This window comes from Streptomyces sp. NPDC005551 (assembly GCF_042871785.1).
GTDB lineage: Bacteria > Actinomycetota > Actinomycetes > Streptomycetales > Streptomycetaceae > Streptomyces.
The window spans coordinates 291915-308870 of record NZ_JBIAJE010000007.1; the positions used below are offsets into that span (position 1 = coordinate 291915).

The following is a 16956-nucleotide window of genomic DNA, read 5'->3' on the forward strand; positions in this document are numbered from 1 at the left end:
CCCCCCCGCCGGCCCCCCCCCCCCCCCGGGGGCGGCCCCCCCCCCCCCCCCCCCCCCCCCCCCCCCGCCGGCTTCGTCCGTGATCAGGACTGGTACGGCTGCTGCTGGTGCGGCTGCCCGTACGGCTGACCGCCGGCGCCGCTCGCCGCCTGCGCCTCGAGCTGCGCCGCCTGCTCCTTCGTCACCATCTGTTCCGCGCCGCAGAAGGTGCACTGCGTCTGGTACTTCGTCGAGAAGGGGAACAGGGGCACGAAGAACAGCGTGAACTTGGTGACCCGCTTCCGGAGCGTGTGCGCGGAGGGATTCCCGCACCGGCCGCACACGAGGGTGAGTATCGCCAGCTGGTACAGATACCCCTTGGTGCCAAAAATGATCATACTGTGACCCTTCCCGGTCCGGCGGCGGCCGGCTCTCCTGAGCGAGTGACGAGGCGTGCGTTCACCAAGGACGGTCTCATGCCGGTCGGCGCGGACTGCGGCGAGGTACCCGACCGCTGCGGACCGGGCGCGGGTCGCGCCCGCCGCGCCCACTCGCCCGTGCCCCACTCGTCCGCGCTCACCCGTCCGTGCCTACCTCTCCGCGCCCACGTCTCCGCGCCCACCCGTCCGGGTCCGCTCCGGAGCAGCGGGCGCACTGACGCCGGCACATCCAGTGTCCCCCGGCGCCGAACCGTGCGCACGACCGTGAAGGTGCCGTCCCGTGTGGCGGGTCCGTGCGTCTGAACCGGGTCAGGATTCGAGAAGCGCCGACGCCCGTGCTCCGCCTACCGTGACTGCCAGAAGACGACGCAGACGTACCGTGCACGGCCGGTCGGACGAGCCGCGCGACAGCGACGGAGACCGCGACGGCGGCTCCGCCCACAGATGGAGACACGATGAGCATGGCCACGAGGACGGACCCGCGGTCGCCCGCGCCGCACGCCGCCGACCGGCACGACATGATCCGCGTGCACGGCGCGCGCGTGAACAACCTCAAGGACGTCAGCATCGAGATCCCGAAGCGCCGGCTGACGGTGTTCACGGGAGTCTCCGGCTCGGGCAAGAGCTCGCTGGTCTTCGGCACGATCGCCGCCGAGTCGCAGCGGATGATCAACGAGACCTACAGCGCGTTCGTCCAGGGCTTCATGCCCACCCTGGCGCGGCCCGAGGTCGACGTGCTCGAAGGACTGACGACCGCGATCATCGTGGACCAGCAGCGGATGGGCACCGACCCCCGCTCCACGGTCGGCACCGCCACCGACGCGAACGCGATGCTGCGGATCCTCTTCAGCCGGCTCGGAAGGCCGCACATCGGCTCGCCCCAGGCCTTCTCCTTCAACGTCGCCTCGATCAGCGGCGCGGGAGCGGTCACGCTCGAACGGGCCGGGAAGACGGTGAAGGAGCGGCGCAGCTTCAACATCACCGGCGGCATGTGCCCGCACTGCGAAGGCCGCGGCACCGTCACCGACTTCGACCTGACGCAGCTGTACGACGACACCAAGTCGCTCAGCGAGGGCGCGCTCACGATTCCCGGATACAGCGTCGACGGCTGGTACGGCCGGATCTTCCGGGGCTGCGGCTTCTTCGACCCCGACAAGCCGATCCGCAAGTTCACCAAGAGGGAACTCCACGACCTCCTGTACAAGGAACCGACCAAGATCAAGGTCGACAACATCAACCTGACGTACGAGGGGCTCATCCCGAAGATCCAGAAGTCGTTCCTGGCGAAGGACAAGGAAGCCCTGCAACCGCACATCCGGGCGTTCGTCGAGCGGGCGATGACCTTCACCACCTGTCCCGACTGCGAGGGCACCCGGCTCACCGAGACGGCCAGGTCGTCACGGATCGGCAAGATCAACATCGCTGACGCGTGCGCGATGCAGATCAGCGACCTGGCCGAATGGGTCCGCGGCCTCGACGAGCCGTCGGTGGCTCCGCTGCTCGCCACGCTGCGGCAGACCCTCGACTCGTTCGTCGAGATCGGGCTCGGCTACCTGTCGCTCGACCGGCCGGCCGGCACGCTGTCGGGCGGCGAGGCGCAGCGAGTCAAGATGATCCGGCATCTCGGTTCCGCGCTCACCGACGTCACCTACGTCTTCGACGAGCCCACCATCGGACTGCACCCGCACGACATCCGGCGCATGAACGACCTGCTGCTGAGGCTGCGCGACAAGGGCAACACCGTGCTGGTCGTGGAGCACAAGCCGGAGACGATCCTGATCGCCGACCACGTCGTCGACCTCGGCCCCGGCGCCGGTACGGCGGGCGGCGCCGTCTGTTACGAGGGCACCGTAGAAGGGCTGCGGTCCGCCGAAACGGTCACCGGCCGTCACTTCGACGACCGCGCGGCCCTGAAGGAAACCGTGCGGAAGTCCACCGGCACGCTGGAGATCCGCGGCGCGAAGGAACACAATCTGCGTGACGTCGACGTCGACATCCCGCTCGGCGTGCTGACCGTGATCACCGGCGTCGCCGGGTCCGGCAAGAGCTCGCTCATCCACGGCTCGGTCGCCGGGCGGGACGGCGTGGTGTCCGTGGACCAGACAGCCATCAAGGGGTCCCGGCGCAGCAATCCCGCGACCTACACCGGCCTGCTCGACCCGATCCGCAAGGCGTTCGCCAAGGCCAACGGCGTCAAGCCGGCGCTGTTCAGCGCCAACTCCGAGGGCGCCTGCCCCACGTGCAACGGCGCCGGGGTCATCTACACCGACCTGGCCATGATGGCCGGCATCGCCGTCCCCTGCGAGGTGTGCGAGGGGAAGCGGTTCATGGCGTCGGTCCTCGACCACCGGCTGGGCGGCCGCGACATCGCCGAAGTCCTGGCGATGCCGGTGACCGAGGCGGAGGCCTTCTTCGCCGAGGGCGAGGCCCGCATCCCCGCCGCCCACCGCATCCTCACCCGTCTGGCCGACGTCGGCCTCGGCTACCTCAGCCTCGGCCAGCCCCTCACCACCCTGTCCGGCGGCGAGCGGCAACGCCTCAAGCTCGCCACCCACATGTCGGAGAAGGGCGGCGTCTACGTCCTCGACGAGCCGACCACCGGCCTGCACCTCGCCGACGTCGAGCAGCTGCTCGGCCTGCTCGACCGGCTCGTCGACTCCGGCAAGTCGGTCGTGGTCATCGAGCACCATCAGGCCGTCATGGCACACGCGGACTGGATCGTCGACCTCGGCCCCGGCGCAGGCCACGACGGCGGCCGCGTCGTCTTCGAGGGCACGCCCGCCGACCTGGTCGCCGCCCGCTCCACCGTCACCGGCGAGCACCTCGCGGAGTACGTGGCGGGCTGACCCCGCGGTCGACGCCGCCGAGCCCGCCGAGGCGGGCTCGGCGGCGGGCTGGGATCCTGGAGGTGCCCTCGGGATGACCTGGGCGGCGAGAAGGACCGAGACCCAGGAGCAGCCCGATGCGGCGGTCGACCGTTGCCCACCGGCCGAGGGACGGCGAGGCCGCACGCGTCGCCGGACTGTACACGCGCCGGTTCGGCCCGTGGCCGCCGACGGAACCCGTCGTCGTACTGCTCCACGGTCTCGGCCTCTCGGGCCGCTACTTCTACCCCCTGGCCAGGGAGCTGGCCGCGGTCGGCCGCAGTGTGCTGGTGCCGGACCTGCCGGGCAGCGCCCGCTCCCGTGCCGTCGTCCGGCGCGCACCGGACACGGAGACGACCGTACGGGCGCTGCTGCGCTGGCACGCCGCCGCCGAGGCCGGACCCTGCGTGGTGGTGGCCAACTCGGTCGGCTGCCAGGTGGCCGTGGCCCTCGCCGCCGAACGGGCACCGCGGGTCCAGCGACTGGTCCTGGTGGGTCCCGCCCTGGACGCGACGGCACCGTCCGCCGGGCGCCAACTGCTGCGCCTCCTGCTCGACGCACCCAAGGAGCCACTCGCGCTTCTCGCGCTCGTCGCCCTGGACTACCTGGTCACCGGGGCCGCCAGGTTCGCCGGGGCGTTCCGCCAGGCCAGGCGGGACGCGCTCGGGCCGTTCACGGCCCGGCTGCGCGCGGTGCGGGTCCCCGTCCTCGTCGTGCGCGGCGCCGGCGACAGCGTGGCGCCCGCGCCCTGGGCCGAACGCGTGGCCGCGGAGCCGTCCGACGGCCGGCTCGCCGTCGTCCCCGCGTCGGCCCACGCCGTGCACTTCAGCCGGCCCGGCCTCACAGCGCGTCTGATCATGGACTTCCTGTGACGGCCGCTCCGGCTCGCACCCCGCCCAGGCGGCGGCCGAGGGGCCGTTCCGTCCCGCCCGGGGCGCCGGACGCCGGTCCCGCTCACCCCGGCCCCTTCCACCGCCCACGGCACGACACGCATATTCGACCGCCGCCTGGGCACTCCGAGTGCACAGGCCGCCCCGAGCACTCGGCGGAGCTCGAATGTTCGGAACGGGCCGACCGGCGTCGCCCGTCACCTCAAGGAGGGGCCGTGAGCGTGCGTATCGGAGTGGAAGAGGAGTTCCACGTCGTCGAGGTGGAGACCGGCTTGCTGGTGCCCCGGGCAGGCTCCCTGCTCGAACGCCTGCCCAAGCGGACCTTCACGGCCGAGCTGAAGCAGTCCGTCGTCGAGACGAACAGCGCCGTGCACGCGTCGCTCGACGACCTGCACGCCGACCTGACCGGCAGCCGGCGGCAGCTGGACACCGCCGCCACCGCCCAGGGCCTGGCCGTGGTGGCCGCCGGCACGGTGCCGCTGGTCCGCCGTGCCTCGGCCGTGCCGGCCACCCCGGGCATGCGGTACCGCCACATGGTCGACGAGTACCGCGCGGTCGCCGACGAGCAGCTGATCTGCGGCGCCCAGGTCCACGTGGACGTGCCGGACCGCGACACGGCCGTACAGGTCATGTGCGAGATCTCCCCGTGGCTGCCCCCGCTGCTCGCGCTGTCCGCCAGCTCGCCCTTCTGGCAGGGCGCCGACACCGGCTACGCGAGCTGGCGCACGATGCTGTGGCAGCGCTGGCCCACCGCGGGTCCCGTGGGCTGCTTCGGGAACGCCGCCGAGTACGACGCCGCCGTGCGCGAACTCATCGACACGGGTGTCATCAGTGACGCCGGGATGATCTATTACGACGTACGGCCCTCCGCGCACCAGCGGACCCTGGAGCTGCGCGTCTGCGACTCCTGCCCGCGGGCGGAGACGGTGGTGCTCGTCGCCGGGCTGTTCCGCGCGCTGGTGATGGGGGCTCAGGAACGGCTGGCGGCGCGCGGCGCGGCCTCGTGCCGGGGACGGCACGAGTGGCTGCGCGCCGCGACCTGGCGGGCCGCGCGGTCCGGTCTCGAGGACGGCCTGATCGACCCGGAGACCCGCCGGGAGGCACCGGCGAGCCAGGTGGTCCGCGGCCTTCTCGCCCACGTACGCCCGCAGCTCGAGGCCAACGGGGACCGGGCGACCGTCGAGGCCCTCACCGAGGAGGCCCTCGCGGAGGGCAGTGCCGCCCACCGCATGCGCCGCGTCGCGGACCGGGAGGACCTGCTGGCCTGCGTCGATCTGGCGATCGCCGAGACCCGGGGCGACCGCCGCGGACCCGAGGCCGCCGAACGCAACCACCTCACGCCCTCCGCACCGCTGGACACCGAGGGCCCTTTCGGCCCCGACGCGGCCGGGATCGCGGGCGCCTGACGCGGTGATGGCCCCGGCCCGCGCCGGGGCCGGGGCCGGGGCCGGGGCCGTGGCCGTGGCCGTGGCCGTGGCCGTGCGAGAGTGCCCGCCTCCACGAGACATGCACGACCGTACGGGTCACGGGAACGACTGACCCACCCGAACGACCGCGCGGGTCACACGACCGCCCGCTCCTCGCCCGGGCGCCGCAGCACGCTGAGCACGTCGTCGCGTCCGGCCACCGCCTCCAGGGACAGCGTGCGGTACCCGGCCTGGTCGAACAGCACGGTGATGCGGTCGCCGTCCTCGCTCAGGACCGTCCCGTCCCCCCACTCCCCGTGCCGCACGTCGGTCCCGACGGGGAAGTCGGCCACCGCCGGGTGCGCGGACCGCGATTCCTCGCCGGGTTCGTCGTCGTCCCGCGCCTCGCACACGTCGCAGTTGCCGCAGGGCGCCTCGTAGGCCTCGCCGAAGTAGCCGAGCAGGAGGTAACGCCGGCAGCCGGTCGTCTCGGCGTACGAGCGGGCCATGTCGACCCGCGATCTGTCGGTCCTGCGGTGTGCCTCCGCGGTGCGGGCGGCCTGGTCCACCGCGTCGTCCGGTGACGTGGCCTGGGCCGGGACTATCTCGCCCGCCGCACCGGTCGTGACGGCACCGGCCTCCTCGAGCAGGTTCACCGCCGCCGTGACCCGGTTGCGGGTCAGCCCGGTCTCCTGGCGGAGCTCCTCCACGTCGGCGGGGTCCGCCCGGCGTTCGTGGACGGCTTCGGCCACCTCGGACAGGACGTCGCGGCTGGGGGAGCGGGCCGCGAAGTACGCCTGCATGCCGGTGTCCTCCGGCCGGTAGTGCAGCACGGCGAGCGCCGGGCCGCCGTCCCGGCCGCCACGGCCGATCTCCTGGTAGTAGGCGTCCAGCGAACCCGGCAGGGAGGCGTGCAGCACGAACCGCACGTCCTCCTTGTCGATGCCCATGCCGAACGCCGAGGTGGCCACGATCACGTCGGCCTCACCGGACAGGAACGCGTCGTGGACACGGGAACGTTCGGAGGCACGGAGCCCGGCGTGGTAGGCCTCGGCGGCCAGTCCGAGAGCGGCCAGCTCCCCGGCGTAGTACTCGGTGTCCCTGCGGGTGGCCGCGTAGACGATGCCCGGCTTCGGCTCGGCCGCGGCCCGTTCGACGACCGTCCGGCGCCGGTCCTTCTCGGAGCGGAAGCGGCGCGCCTCCAGCCGGATGTTCGGGCGGTCGAAGCCTGCCACCACCACCCGCGGGTGGTCCATGCCCAGCCGCTCGACGATGTCCTTGCGCACCGGCGGCGCCGCTGTCGCGGTCAGTGCGAGGACCGGTGGCCGGCCCACCCGCCGCGCCGCGTGCGCCAGGCGCAGGTAGTCGGGACGGAAGTCGTGGCCCCAGGACGACACGCACTGCGCCTCGTCCACCACGAACAGGGCGGGGCGCGTCCCGGCGAGCCGCTCCAGCACGTCCTCGCGGGCCAGCTGTTCCGGCGACAGGTACAGCAGCCTCGCTTCGCCGCGGACCACGGACTCCCAGGCCGCCTCCGTCTGCGCGACTCCGAGGTCGGAGTTCACGGCGACCGCGCCGGGCGCACGCTCACCGTCCGGCAGACCCGCGATCTGGTCCCGCTGAAGCGCGAGCAGCGGTGAGACGACCACGACCGGCCCGTCCAGCAGCACCGAGGGAACCTGGTAGACGGCGGACTTGCCCGCGCCGGTCGGCATGACGACGAAGGCGTCGCGGCCCTCCATCACCCACTCCATGGCGGTGAGCTGCTCGGGCAGCAGCGTGTCCCAGCCGAACACCTCCGACGCCGTCTTCCGCAGCCGTACGGCCTCCCCGCCGCCTGTCGATGCCGCCCCACGGCCCATTCCCGCTCCTCCGCTCCTGGATCGGCGCCTCTCCGTCGGCGGCACGATGTGCCGCCCGCGCCCATGGAAGCCCCCGGGTACCCGCGGGAGCCCCGGCGCAGTCCACCGGCCGCAGGTCCCGTGCGGGACGGCCGCACGCCGGGCGGCGTCGCGGCTGGGTCGACGGGGCCCAGCCGACAGGAGGCAGCCGACGGAACACGGCCGACGGACACGGCCGACAGAACAACCGGCGACACAGCAACACCGTGGTGGCTTTGCATGATCATGCGTGAGGGTGCATACTCTTCCTATGTCTAAGGTCCTCACCTCCCTTCCCACCGGCGAGCGCGTCGGAATCGCCTTCTCGGGCGGCCTCGACACCTCGGTCGCGGTCGCGTGGATGCGCGACAAGGGCGCCGTCCCGTGCACGTACACCGCCGACATCGGCCAGTACGACGAGCCGGACATCGCCTCGGTGCCCGACCGTGCGCAGACCTACGGCGCCGAGATCGCGCGGCTGGTCGACTGTCGCGCGGCGCTCGTCGAGGAGGGCCTGGCCGCGCTGACCTGCGGGGCGTTCCACATCCGCTCGGGCGGCCGTGCGTACTTCAACACCACCCCGCTCGGCCGCGCAGTCACGGGCACCCTGCTGGTCCGGGCGATGCTCGAGGACGACGTGCAGATCTGGGGCGACGGCTCGACCTTCAAGGGCAACGACATCGAGCGGTTCTACCGCTACGGCCTGCTCGCCAACCCGCACCTGCGGATCTACAAGCCGTGGCTCGACGCGGACTTCGTGACCGAGCTCGGCGGCCGCAAGGAAATGTCGGAGTGGCTGCTCGCCCACGACCTGCCCTACCGCGACAGCGCCGAGAAGGCGTACTCCACCGACGCCAACATCTGGGGCGCCACGCACGAGGCGAAGACCCTGGAGCACCTCGACACGGGCGTGGAGACCGTCGAGCCGATCATGGGCGTGCGGTTCTGGGACCCGTCGGTCGAGATCGCCACCGAGGACGTGACCATCGGCTTCGACCAGGGCCGCCCGGTGACGGTCAACGGCAAGGAGTTCGCCTCCGCCGTCGACCTGGTGATGGAGGCCAACGCCGTCGGCGGCCGCCACGGCCTCGGCATGTCGGACCAGATCGAGAACCGCATCATCGAGGCCAAGAGCCGGGGCATCTACGAGGCACCCGGCATGGCCCTGCTGCACGCCGCCTACGAACGCCTGGTCAACGCGATCCACAATGAGGACACCCTCGCGCAGTACCACGCCGAGGGACGGCGCCTCGGCCGGCTGATGTACGAGGGCCGCTGGCTCGACCCGCAGGCGCTGATGATCCGGGAGTCCCTCCAGCGCTGGGTGGGCTCGGCGGTCACCGGCGAGGTCACCCTGCGGCTGCGGCGCGGCGAGGACTACTCGATCCTCGACACCACGGGCCCTGCGTTCAGTTACCACCCGGACAAGCTGTCGATGGAGCGCACGGAGGACTCCGCGTTCGGTCCCGTGGACCGGATCGGCCAGCTCACCATGCGTAACCTCGACATCGCCGACTCGCGCGCCAAGCTGGAGCAGTACGCCGGTCTCGGGCTCATCGGAACCGCGAACCCGGCCATCGGTGCCGCCCAGGCGGCCGCGACCGGACTGATCGGCACGATGCCCGAGGGCGGTGCCGAGGCCATCGCCTCCCGCGGCGAGGTCTCCGCGGAGGACGAGATGCTGGACCGCGCCGCGATGGAGTCGGGAACCGACTGACCGACGCGATGCCGAGGACGCCCCCGGGGGACGCCTCAATCGCGAGCCGGCCGGACGCCTCGGGCGCCGGGCCGGCTCGTGCCTCGTCGGCCGCCGATCAAGGCGGAAGTGGTCGACTTAAAGGAGCGCCCACGGGCACTGGGATGGGAGACTGCTGCTGCCGGGTCGCTTCCGGTCGCCTTCAACGCGGCGGGGCTCGCCCGCCGCGCGTCCTCTCCGGCGAGAGGGATCCGGGGTGCTCGGACGACGGGAGACTCATCAGTGAGCGCACACGAGCCGAGCTCTCAGCCCGGACCGCAGGCTCAGCCCTCCGCGGACAGCCACGGCAACGGCCGGGCCATGGGGCTCGCAGGGGTGCTGGCCGCCGCGGAGACCGCGGCACCCGTCGAGTCCCTCGACGTCGTCGCCCGCATGCTCAAGGAACGCCTCGACGCGACGATGGTGTCCTTCCTCATCACGGACTTCACCGGCGGGTCGGTGGTGCGTCTCGGTGCCGCCGGAAGTGTCGAGACCGGCGAGCCCGCCCGGCGCATCGACCTGCCGGGCACGCTGTACGACGAAGTGATCCGCACCCAGCAGTCGACCACGGAGACCAAGGACGACGGACGCACGGTGCGGGTCGTCGCGCCGGTCACCAACCGGGGAGACGCCATAGGCCTCCTGGAGCTCTTCCTCCCCGCGGCGCCCGACGCGGCGGCGATGCGGGAGATCGGCGAGACGGCGCACGCGCTCGCGTACATCGTCATCGCCAACCGCTCGTTCACCGACGTGTACCAGTGGGGCCGCCGGACCAGCCCGCTGAGCCTGGCCGCCGAGATCCAGCACCGCCTGCTGCCCGACTCCCTGGCCTGCGAGGCCGCGCAGTTCGCGGTCGCCGGGGCACTGGAACCCGCCGACCTCGTCGGCGGCGACACGTTCGACTACGTCATCGACCGCGACACCGTGCAGCTGTCCGTCACCGACGCCATGGGGCACGACGTGGACGCCGCACTGCTCGCCACACTCGCCGTGGGGGCGCTGCGCCGGGCCCGGCGGGCGGGAGCCGGACTCGTCGAACAGGCCGGACAGGCCCACCGGGCGATGCTGGAGCACGGCAGGCACAAGTACGTCACCGGCCAGCTGCTGCGCATAAGCCTGGTCGACGGCCGCGTCGAGTTCGTCAACGCGGGACACCCCTGGCCCCTTCGACTGCGCCACGGGAAGGTGGAGGAACTCAGCGTACATATCGACATGCCGTTCGGTTTCCACTTCCCGCACAGCTACCGGGTCCAGCACCTGGACCTGCAGCCCGGCGACCGCCTGATCATGGTCACGGACGGCATGCTCGAACGCGGCGCGAGCGGCATGGACCTGAACAGCCTGATAGAGCGCACCAGTGACCTGCATCCCAGGGAGGCCGCCCGCACGATGATCGCGCAGGTCATCGCCTCGAACGACGGGCACCTCCAGGACGACGCGACGATCATGTGCCTGGACTGGCACGGCGTCAGGCACTCCGAGCGGCACGCCGACACCGGCGCCGACCTCACCGGCGCCTCCCCCTCGCCGACACCGCCCTTCTGACGACCGCCTCACCCTGGACAACCCTCGGCAGCGAAGAACCGAGACCCAGGGCCTGTCGTTTGCATCGGGCCGGCTGTGACCGGCGGTTCGTCCTGACCGGCTGCGACCGGCAGTTAGTCCTGACCGGCCGGACCCCGCGAGGCCGGCATGATCCGAACGACAGGCCCTGAGTGCCCGGTGACGTCGACGGTAAGGTGGTCGATCGTCCGCCTCCCCGCCGTGACCCTTCGCCCCTGAGCAGCGCGGGCCGCCGCCCGGACCCCGCTGCCGCTCCGACTCCGGTTCGCCCCGCGCGAGCGCCAGGGGCGGCCGTCCCGGCCTTCCCGCACCTTCGGCACGCCCCGACGACATCGGGCGTGCCCGAGCACGACAGGTACTCTCCTTGCCCACGTCCACACTGTCCCCGGCCGCTCGACTGCGCGGTCTGCGCCCCGACTGGCTGTCCGACCCGAAGGTCTGGCGCACCGAGGTGCTGGCCGGTCTGGTGGTCGCGCTCGCGCTGATCCCGGAGGCGATCTCGTTCTCGATCATCGCCGGCGTCGACCCCGCGATCGGGCTGTTCGCCTCCTTCACCATGGCCGTGACGATCTCCGTCGTCGGCGGACGCCGGGCGATGATCTCCGCCGCGACCGGTGCCGTCGCTCTGGTCATCGGCCCGCTCAACCGTGAGCACGGGCTCGGATACCTGGTCGCCGCCGTCATCCTGGCGGGTGTCATCCAGATCGCCCTCGGCGCTCTCGGCGTCGCCAAGCTGATGCGGTTCGTGCCCCGCAGCGTGATGGTCGGCTTCGTCAACGCGCTCGCCGTCCTGATCTTCGTGGCCCAGGTGCCCGAGATGCACGACGTGCCCTGGGCCGTCTACCCGCTGCTCGCCGCCGGTCTGGCGCTCATGGTGTTCTTCCCCCGGATCACCCGGGCGGTCCCGGCACCGCTCGTGTCGATCGTCATCCTCACCGTCATCACCGTGGCGGCCGGTATCGCCGTACCCACCGTGGGGGACAAGGGTGACCTGCCGTCCTCGCTGCCGGTGCCGGGCCTGCCGGACGTTCCGTTCACGACGGACACCCTCACGACCGTCGCTCCGTACGCGCTGGCGATGGCGCTGGTCGGTCTGATGGAGTCGCTGATGACGGCCAAGCTCGTCGACGACATCACCGACACGCACTCCAGCAAGACCCGTGAGTCCATAGGACAGGGCGTCGCCAACATCGTCACCGGCTTCTTCGGCGGCATGGGCGGGTGCGCGATGATCGGCCAGACCATGATCAACGTGAAGGTGTCCGGTGCCCGTACGCGCCTGTCCACCTTCCTCGCGGGTTCGTTCCTGATGGTGCTGTGCATCGTCTTCGGCCCGGTCGTCTCCGACATCCCGATGGCCGCCCTGGTCGCCGTCATGGTGATGGTGTCCTTCGCGACCTTCGACTGGCACTCCATAGCCCCGAAGACCCTCAGGCGGATGCCTGCCGGAGAGATCACCGTCATGGTCGTCACCGTCGGCTGCGTGGTGGCCACGAGCAACCTCGCGATCGGCGTCGTCGTCGGCTCCGTCACCGCCGTGGTGATCTTCGCGAAGCGCGTCGCCCACCACGCCACCGTCACCTCGGTCACCGGACCGGACGGCGGCCAGGTCGTCTACTCCGTGACCGGCGAACTGTTCTTCGCCTCCTCCAACGACCTCGTCGGCCGGTTCGACTACGCCACGGACCCCGACAAGGTCGTCATCGACCTGTCCGGCGCCCACATCTGGGACGCCTCCTCCGTCGCCGCCCTGGACGCCGTCGAGACCAAGTACGCGCGGCGCGGCAAGACCGTCGAGATCATCGGGCTCAACTCGCCGAGCGCCCGCATCCACGACCGGCTCAGCGGCGAACTGGCCAGCGGCAACTGACGGGCCCGGAGGAGGAGGCGTGGGTGTCCCGCTCCGGTCACGGCAGCAGGCGCTGCTCCTTGGCCACGGCCACCGCGCCGGCCCGCGTGTCGACGGAGAGCTTGGCGTAGATGCGTCCGAGGTGGGTCTTCACGGTCGCCTCGCTGATGAAGAGGGCTCTCGCGATCTCCCGGTTGCCGAGTCCCCGCGCGAGCTGCGTCAGGATGTCCCGCTCGCGGGCGGTGAGCGTGGGCCGCGGGCTGCGCAGGTTGGCCATGACGCGGCCGGCGACGGGCGCCGAGAGCGCCGTCCGGCCCTGGGCGGCGTCGTGGATCGCGGCGAAGAGCTCCTCCGGCCGTTCGGCCTTGAGCAGGTAGCCCGTCGCGCCGGCCTCGACGGCGCGGGTGATGTCCGCGTCCGTGTCGTACGTCGTGAGGACCAGGACGCGCGGGCTCTCGCCGGGAGCCGTGAGGCGGCGGGTCGTCTCCACGCCGTCGATCCCGGCACCGAGCTGGAGGTCCATCAGCACCACGTCCGGACGCAGCTTCGCACTCAGCGCGAGGGCCTCCTCTCCCGTGCCCGCCTCACCGACGACCTCGATGTCGGGGGTGCTGTCGAGCAGCGCGAGCAGCCCGGCCCGTACGACGGCATGGTCGTCGCACAGCAGGATACGGACGGGGCGGGACGTGCCGGTCGCACCGGTCATGGGGAGGGCTCCAGCGGGATCGCGGCGGACAGGACGGCGCCCTCTCCGGGTGCGGACTCGACGCTCAGGGTGCCGCCGAGCTGACGGGCCCGGGCACGCATCGCGGGCATCCCGTGGCCGCGCACACCGGACGCACGGGAGTCCGGGCCCTCGGGGTCGAAACCGCGGCCGTCGTCGGCGACGTCCAGGACGACCAGGTCGTCCAGCAGCGTGAGGGTGAGCGTGACCGTACGCGCGCCGGAGTGCTCCCGCACGTTCGCCAGCGCGCCCTGGGCGATCCGCAGCAGTGCGGAACGGACCCGCTCGGGAAGCCGGGGCCCGCGGTCGCCGCCGTCGATGTGCACCTGCACGCTGAGGTGCTCGCCCGACTCGCGTGCGGCCAGCGCCCGCAGCGCCCGGCCGAGGTCTTCGCCGCGGGCCAGGTCGGCCGGGGCCAGGTCGTGCACGAAGCGGCGGGCCTCGTCGAGACCGTGTTCGGTGACCGCTTCGGCGGTCCGCAGGTGCGTGCGCGCCCTGTCCGGGTCGGACTCCCAGACCCGGTCCGCTGCCTGGAGGAGCATCCGCTGGCTCGACAGCCCCTGGGCGAGCGTGTCGTGGATCTCCATCGACAGCCGCTGCCGCTCGGCGAGGGTGCCTTCGCGGCGCTCGGAGGCGGCCAGCTCGCGCCGGGTGCGGACCAGGTCGTCGATGAGGACGCGCTGCCGCACCGTCTGCCGTTCCATCTGGAGGAAGACGGCGGTGGCGATGGCGGCGACGGCGGGCGGCGCGAGCAGCAGGTTCGGGTCGAAGCCGCCGGCCAGCCGGAGCTGGGCGGCCACGACGAGGGCCGTCAGTACGACGACCAGCGCGAGTGCGGACCGCGCGGGGAGGACGCGCAGCCCCGTGTAGAAGAGCGGCACCGCGCACCAGGCGAAGCTGGGCGCGAGCACGACGAGCACCATCCACACCACGACGACCGCGGCCAGCCGGACGAGCCGTAGCGGGGAGCGCTCCGCGTCCGCCCCGGTCGGCCGCACTGTCCGGGCGAACGGCCACCGGTACCCGAGTGCGGCCCGCGGAAGCGGGATGGCGTACAGGACCGCGAGGAGAACGCTGAGCGCGACGATCCACGGGGTGCGGGCGTCCCCGGGATGGCGCAGCAGGAAGCGCGCGAGCGCGCCGCCCAGCAGGAGGAAGAACGCCACGTGCATCACGGCGGCGAGTAGGCGCGTGTCCGCGGCGTACCTCTCGTCCGTGGACGCCCCCATACCGTCGACGGGGCCCGTGCCCGTGGACGCCCCGATGCCGTCGACGGGGCCGGTGCCCGTGCCCGATCCGTCGGTACGGCCGGCGTCCGCGCCGTACGTCTCGCCGGCATCCGCCTCCCCGTCGGACGTCCGGGGCCTGCCCGCGTCCATGCCGTGCACCTCCTTCACCGCTCCCGCCTGCCAGGACGTTCCCATTGTCGCCAGCTCCGGCCGCCCCCGGGTCATCCGATCGGTCGACCCCGGCGTCGGCCGGTCGGCACGCCGGGACCCGCCGAAACGCCGACGGTCCTGGACCCCGGGCGGCACCAGGCTGGAGAGCGGAAGAAGCGAACCACCGTCACCACCAGGAGTCGATCCCATGAAGAAGCTCTCCCGCCGCGCCCGCGTCGCCACCGGCGGCGCCGTGATCGCCGCCGTCGCCGCCGGCACTTTCGGCACGGTGTCCGCGAACGCCTCGGCGCCCGCCTCCACCGGCGCGGCCCCGGCGACGGACGTGCGGAGCGGTGGCACCGTCTCGTCCAGCCGTCTCACGGTGGACGCCGCGGCCGAGGCCGCGCAGGCCGCCCTCGACGCCGCCGAGAAGGAGAACCAGAGGGTCACCGTCGCAGTCGTCGACCGCGACGGCAACACCGTCGTCACCCTTCGCGGCGACGGCGCCGGCCCGCAGTCCTACGAGTCCGCGCAGCGCAAGGCGTACACGGCCGTCGCCTGGAACGCGCCCACCTCACAGCTCGCCGAGCGCCTGAAGCAGACGCCGAACCTGAAGGACATCCCCGGCACGCTGTTCCTGGCCGGCGGCGCGCCGGTCGCCGTCAAGGGGTCCCCGGTCGCGGGCATCGGTGTCGCGGGCGCGCCGTCCGGGGCCCTGGACGAGAAGTTCGCCGCGGCGGGAGTGGCGGCGCTGGGGCGCTGAGTCCGCCCGGGAGACCGGGCCGGCGCGGTCCGCGGGCCGTCTGAGACGGCGCGCGGTCGCCCGCGGATCGGAGCGGGTCGTGAATCAGTGCGAGTGGGGCGGGTAGGCGGCGTTCTGCACAGTTCACTACCGCGAGGGAGACGCCGTGACGCAGAAGAGTGAAGGCGAGCAGGTCAATCGGTTCTGCAAGGCGTGCGGTACCCCTGCCGAGAACGGGCGGCTGTGCGAGCGCTGCGGCGAGGTGCTGCACCTGCCCGATGACGTGGGCCTGGTCGAGGACCAGGGCGCCGTGGTGCGGCGGGACTTCGAGGGCCGCCGCGATCACTCGGGCTGAGGACCCGGCCACCGTTCCGGCCCTCCGGGCGCGGGGACCGACTGCCGCACCCCCGTTCTCACGCCTCTTCCTCCGCGGTCCGCTGGACGACGAATTTGTGGGTACACGGGGCGCATGGCAACGAAGAACGATCACCCCATTCCCCTGCGGGCGATGCGCCAGCTGCGCCGGATCCGCATGTTCTACGCGGCGGGCGCCCTTCTGTGGGCGGTGTTGGCGGTCTGGCTCGGACGGGAGCATCCCGGGAGCCGGCAGATGTGGGTGTCCGTCCTCTTCGTCGCGGTCTTCGCCGGGCTGTTGTCCGTGACGTCCCTCTGGCTGTGGCGTCAGGGGACCCAGCGTGCGAGTGCGAACGGCCGCCACGCCGGCGCGCGCGGGATGGCCGCCGGCCGCCACGCGAGCGCCTGAGTCCGCGCCGCCCGCTCGTCACCGGGTCCCGCCGTCGGGGCTCGGCGTGTCACACGGTGTCTGCCACGCCCGCCAGTTGCTTCCACGCGCCCGTCCCACGGCTCCACGAGCCGCCCGCCACGCGTACGCGCTCCGGCGGAACCGCGGCGCGCACGCGCCCCGGCGGAACCACGCGAGTTCCGCCGGGGGCGAGCACATCACTACGACATCCCGCGCGGCCGTTGCTGCGCGGGTGCCGGTCAGCGGGTCGAGGTGACCCGGTGTTCCTTCAGAGCGGCGCAGTTGGAGCCGCTCACCTGGACGTAGACGTTGGCGATGTGGCCGCCCCAGTCGACGCAGTAGCCCTTGCCGTAGACGTAGGTCGGTCCGGCGTACGAGGTGTACTGCCCGTAGTCGTCGTCCCCCTGCTCGGTGGCGGGGATGTAGACCCAGGCCGACATCTCCTTGACGGTGCCCGGGTTGTTGCGGATGGTGGCGACGCAGTTCTTGCCGTTCGAGGCGTTGTACGTGAGGTAGACCGTGCCCAGCGAGCCGATGGCCGCCGAGTTCACGGTGCGGTAGCTGCTCCCACAGACCTTCTGCGGTGTCGTGTTGGGTGCGGCGGAGGCGGGTGCCGCCAGCGCGGTCGTGGCCCCCAGGGACAGCACCGCCAACGTCGCGGCGCCCAGAGCGGAACGGGTGAATCGCATATTTCCCCCTTGTAACCGAAGGAGTTGCTTGCTCCTGTCTGGTGTGACCTGCG

The 16956-nt window shown here is 72.4% G+C and carries 14 protein-coding genes; 9 read left to right on the plus strand and 5 right to left on the minus strand.

Annotated elements, in window-relative coordinates:
• Nucleotides 1-83 precede the first annotated feature (83 nt).
• Entirely contained in the window at nt 84-377 is a 294-nt protein-coding gene (locus ACFYP4_RS22010) for a zinc-ribbon domain-containing protein (RefSeq protein WP_358853589.1), read from the minus strand.
• A gap of 497 nt (nt 378-874) precedes the next feature.
• Between ACFYP4_RS22010 and ACFYP4_RS22015 the strand changes: the two genes are divergently transcribed.
• The 3 genes from ACFYP4_RS22015 (at nt 875) to ACFYP4_RS22025 (ending at nt 5579) form a co-directional block, all read left to right on the plus strand.
• Nucleotides 875-3265 (plus strand): ATP-binding cassette domain-containing protein, encoded by a 2391-nt coding sequence (locus ACFYP4_RS22015; protein WP_388787261.1) that lies wholly within the window; start codon nt 875-877, stop codon nt 3263-3265.
• 116 nt (nt 3266-3381) lie between these two features.
• Nucleotides 3382-4155: an alpha/beta fold hydrolase gene (locus ACFYP4_RS22020; RefSeq protein WP_388787264.1), complete on the plus strand. Its 774-nt coding sequence runs from the start codon at nt 3382-3384 to the stop codon at nt 4153-4155.
• Nucleotides 4156-4388: 233 nt separating this feature from the next.
• Complete coding sequence (locus tag ACFYP4_RS22025) at nt 4389-5579, plus strand: glutamate--cysteine ligase (RefSeq protein ID WP_388787267.1); 1191 nt, start codon at nt 4389-4391, stop codon at nt 5577-5579.
• Nucleotides 5580-5734: 155 nt separating this feature from the next.
• On the opposite strand, the gene ACFYP4_RS22030 is transcribed toward ACFYP4_RS22025, so the two are convergent.
• A complete protein-coding gene (locus tag ACFYP4_RS22030) occupies nt 5735-7441 on the minus strand; it encodes a RecQ family ATP-dependent DNA helicase (protein WP_388787270.1) in 1707 nt (568 codons plus the stop codon).
• A 289-nt stretch (nt 7442-7730) separates the two neighbouring features.
• Between ACFYP4_RS22030 and argG the strand changes: the two genes are divergently transcribed.
• The 3 genes from argG (at nt 7731) to ACFYP4_RS22045 (ending at nt 12627) form a co-directional block, all read left to right on the plus strand.
• Nucleotides 7731-9176, plus strand: a complete 1446-nt coding sequence (argG, locus tag ACFYP4_RS22035) for an argininosuccinate synthase (protein WP_358853584.1) — start codon at nt 7731-7733, stop codon at nt 9174-9176.
• Between the two features lie 339 nt (nt 9177-9515).
• A complete protein-coding gene (locus ACFYP4_RS22040) occupies nt 9516-10739 on the plus strand; it encodes a PP2C family protein-serine/threonine phosphatase (RefSeq protein WP_388787614.1) in 1224 nt (407 codons plus the stop codon).
• 382 nt (nt 10740-11121) lie between these two features.
• A complete protein-coding gene (locus ACFYP4_RS22045) occupies nt 11122-12627 on the plus strand; it encodes a SulP family inorganic anion transporter (protein ID WP_388787273.1) in 1506 nt (501 codons plus the stop codon).
• 37 nt (nt 12628-12664) lie between these two features.
• On the opposite strand, the gene ACFYP4_RS22050 is transcribed toward ACFYP4_RS22045, so the two are convergent.
• Nucleotides 12665-13312 carry a response regulator transcription factor gene (locus ACFYP4_RS22050; protein WP_358853581.1) on the minus strand — a complete coding sequence of 216 codons (648 nt, stop codon included), beginning with the start codon at nt 13310-13312 and terminating at the stop codon, nt 12665-12667.
• Nucleotides 13309-14559: a sensor histidine kinase gene (locus ACFYP4_RS22055; protein WP_388787617.1), complete on the minus strand. Its 1251-nt coding sequence runs from the start codon at nt 14557-14559 to the stop codon at nt 13309-13311. Before ACFYP4_RS22055 ends, ACFYP4_RS22050 begins: the two co-directional genes overlap by 4 nt.
• A 358-nt stretch (nt 14560-14917) precedes the next feature.
• Between ACFYP4_RS22055 and ACFYP4_RS22060 the strand changes: the two genes are divergently transcribed.
• From ACFYP4_RS22060 to ACFYP4_RS22070, 3 genes are all read left to right on the plus strand, one after another.
• Nucleotides 14918-15472, plus strand: coding sequence for a heme-binding protein (locus tag ACFYP4_RS22060; RefSeq protein ID WP_358853580.1), 555 nt, complete (start codon nt 14918-14920; stop codon nt 15470-15472).
• Nucleotides 15473-15617: 145 nt separating this feature from the next.
• Nucleotides 15618-15806, plus strand: coding sequence for a hypothetical protein (locus ACFYP4_RS22065; protein WP_358853579.1), 189 nt, complete (start codon nt 15618-15620; stop codon nt 15804-15806).
• 114 nt (nt 15807-15920) lie between these two features.
• Nucleotides 15921-16214 (plus strand): hypothetical protein, encoded by a 294-nt coding sequence (locus ACFYP4_RS22070; RefSeq protein WP_358853578.1) that lies wholly within the window; start codon nt 15921-15923, stop codon nt 16212-16214.
• Nucleotides 16215-16453: 239 nt separating this feature from the next.
• Here ACFYP4_RS22070 and ACFYP4_RS22075 read toward each other — a convergent pair whose 3' ends face one another.
• Complete coding sequence (locus tag ACFYP4_RS22075) at nt 16454-16903, minus strand: spore-associated protein (RefSeq protein ID WP_358853577.1); 450 nt, start codon at nt 16901-16903, stop codon at nt 16454-16456.
• Nucleotides 16904-16956: the final 53 nt, after the last annotated feature.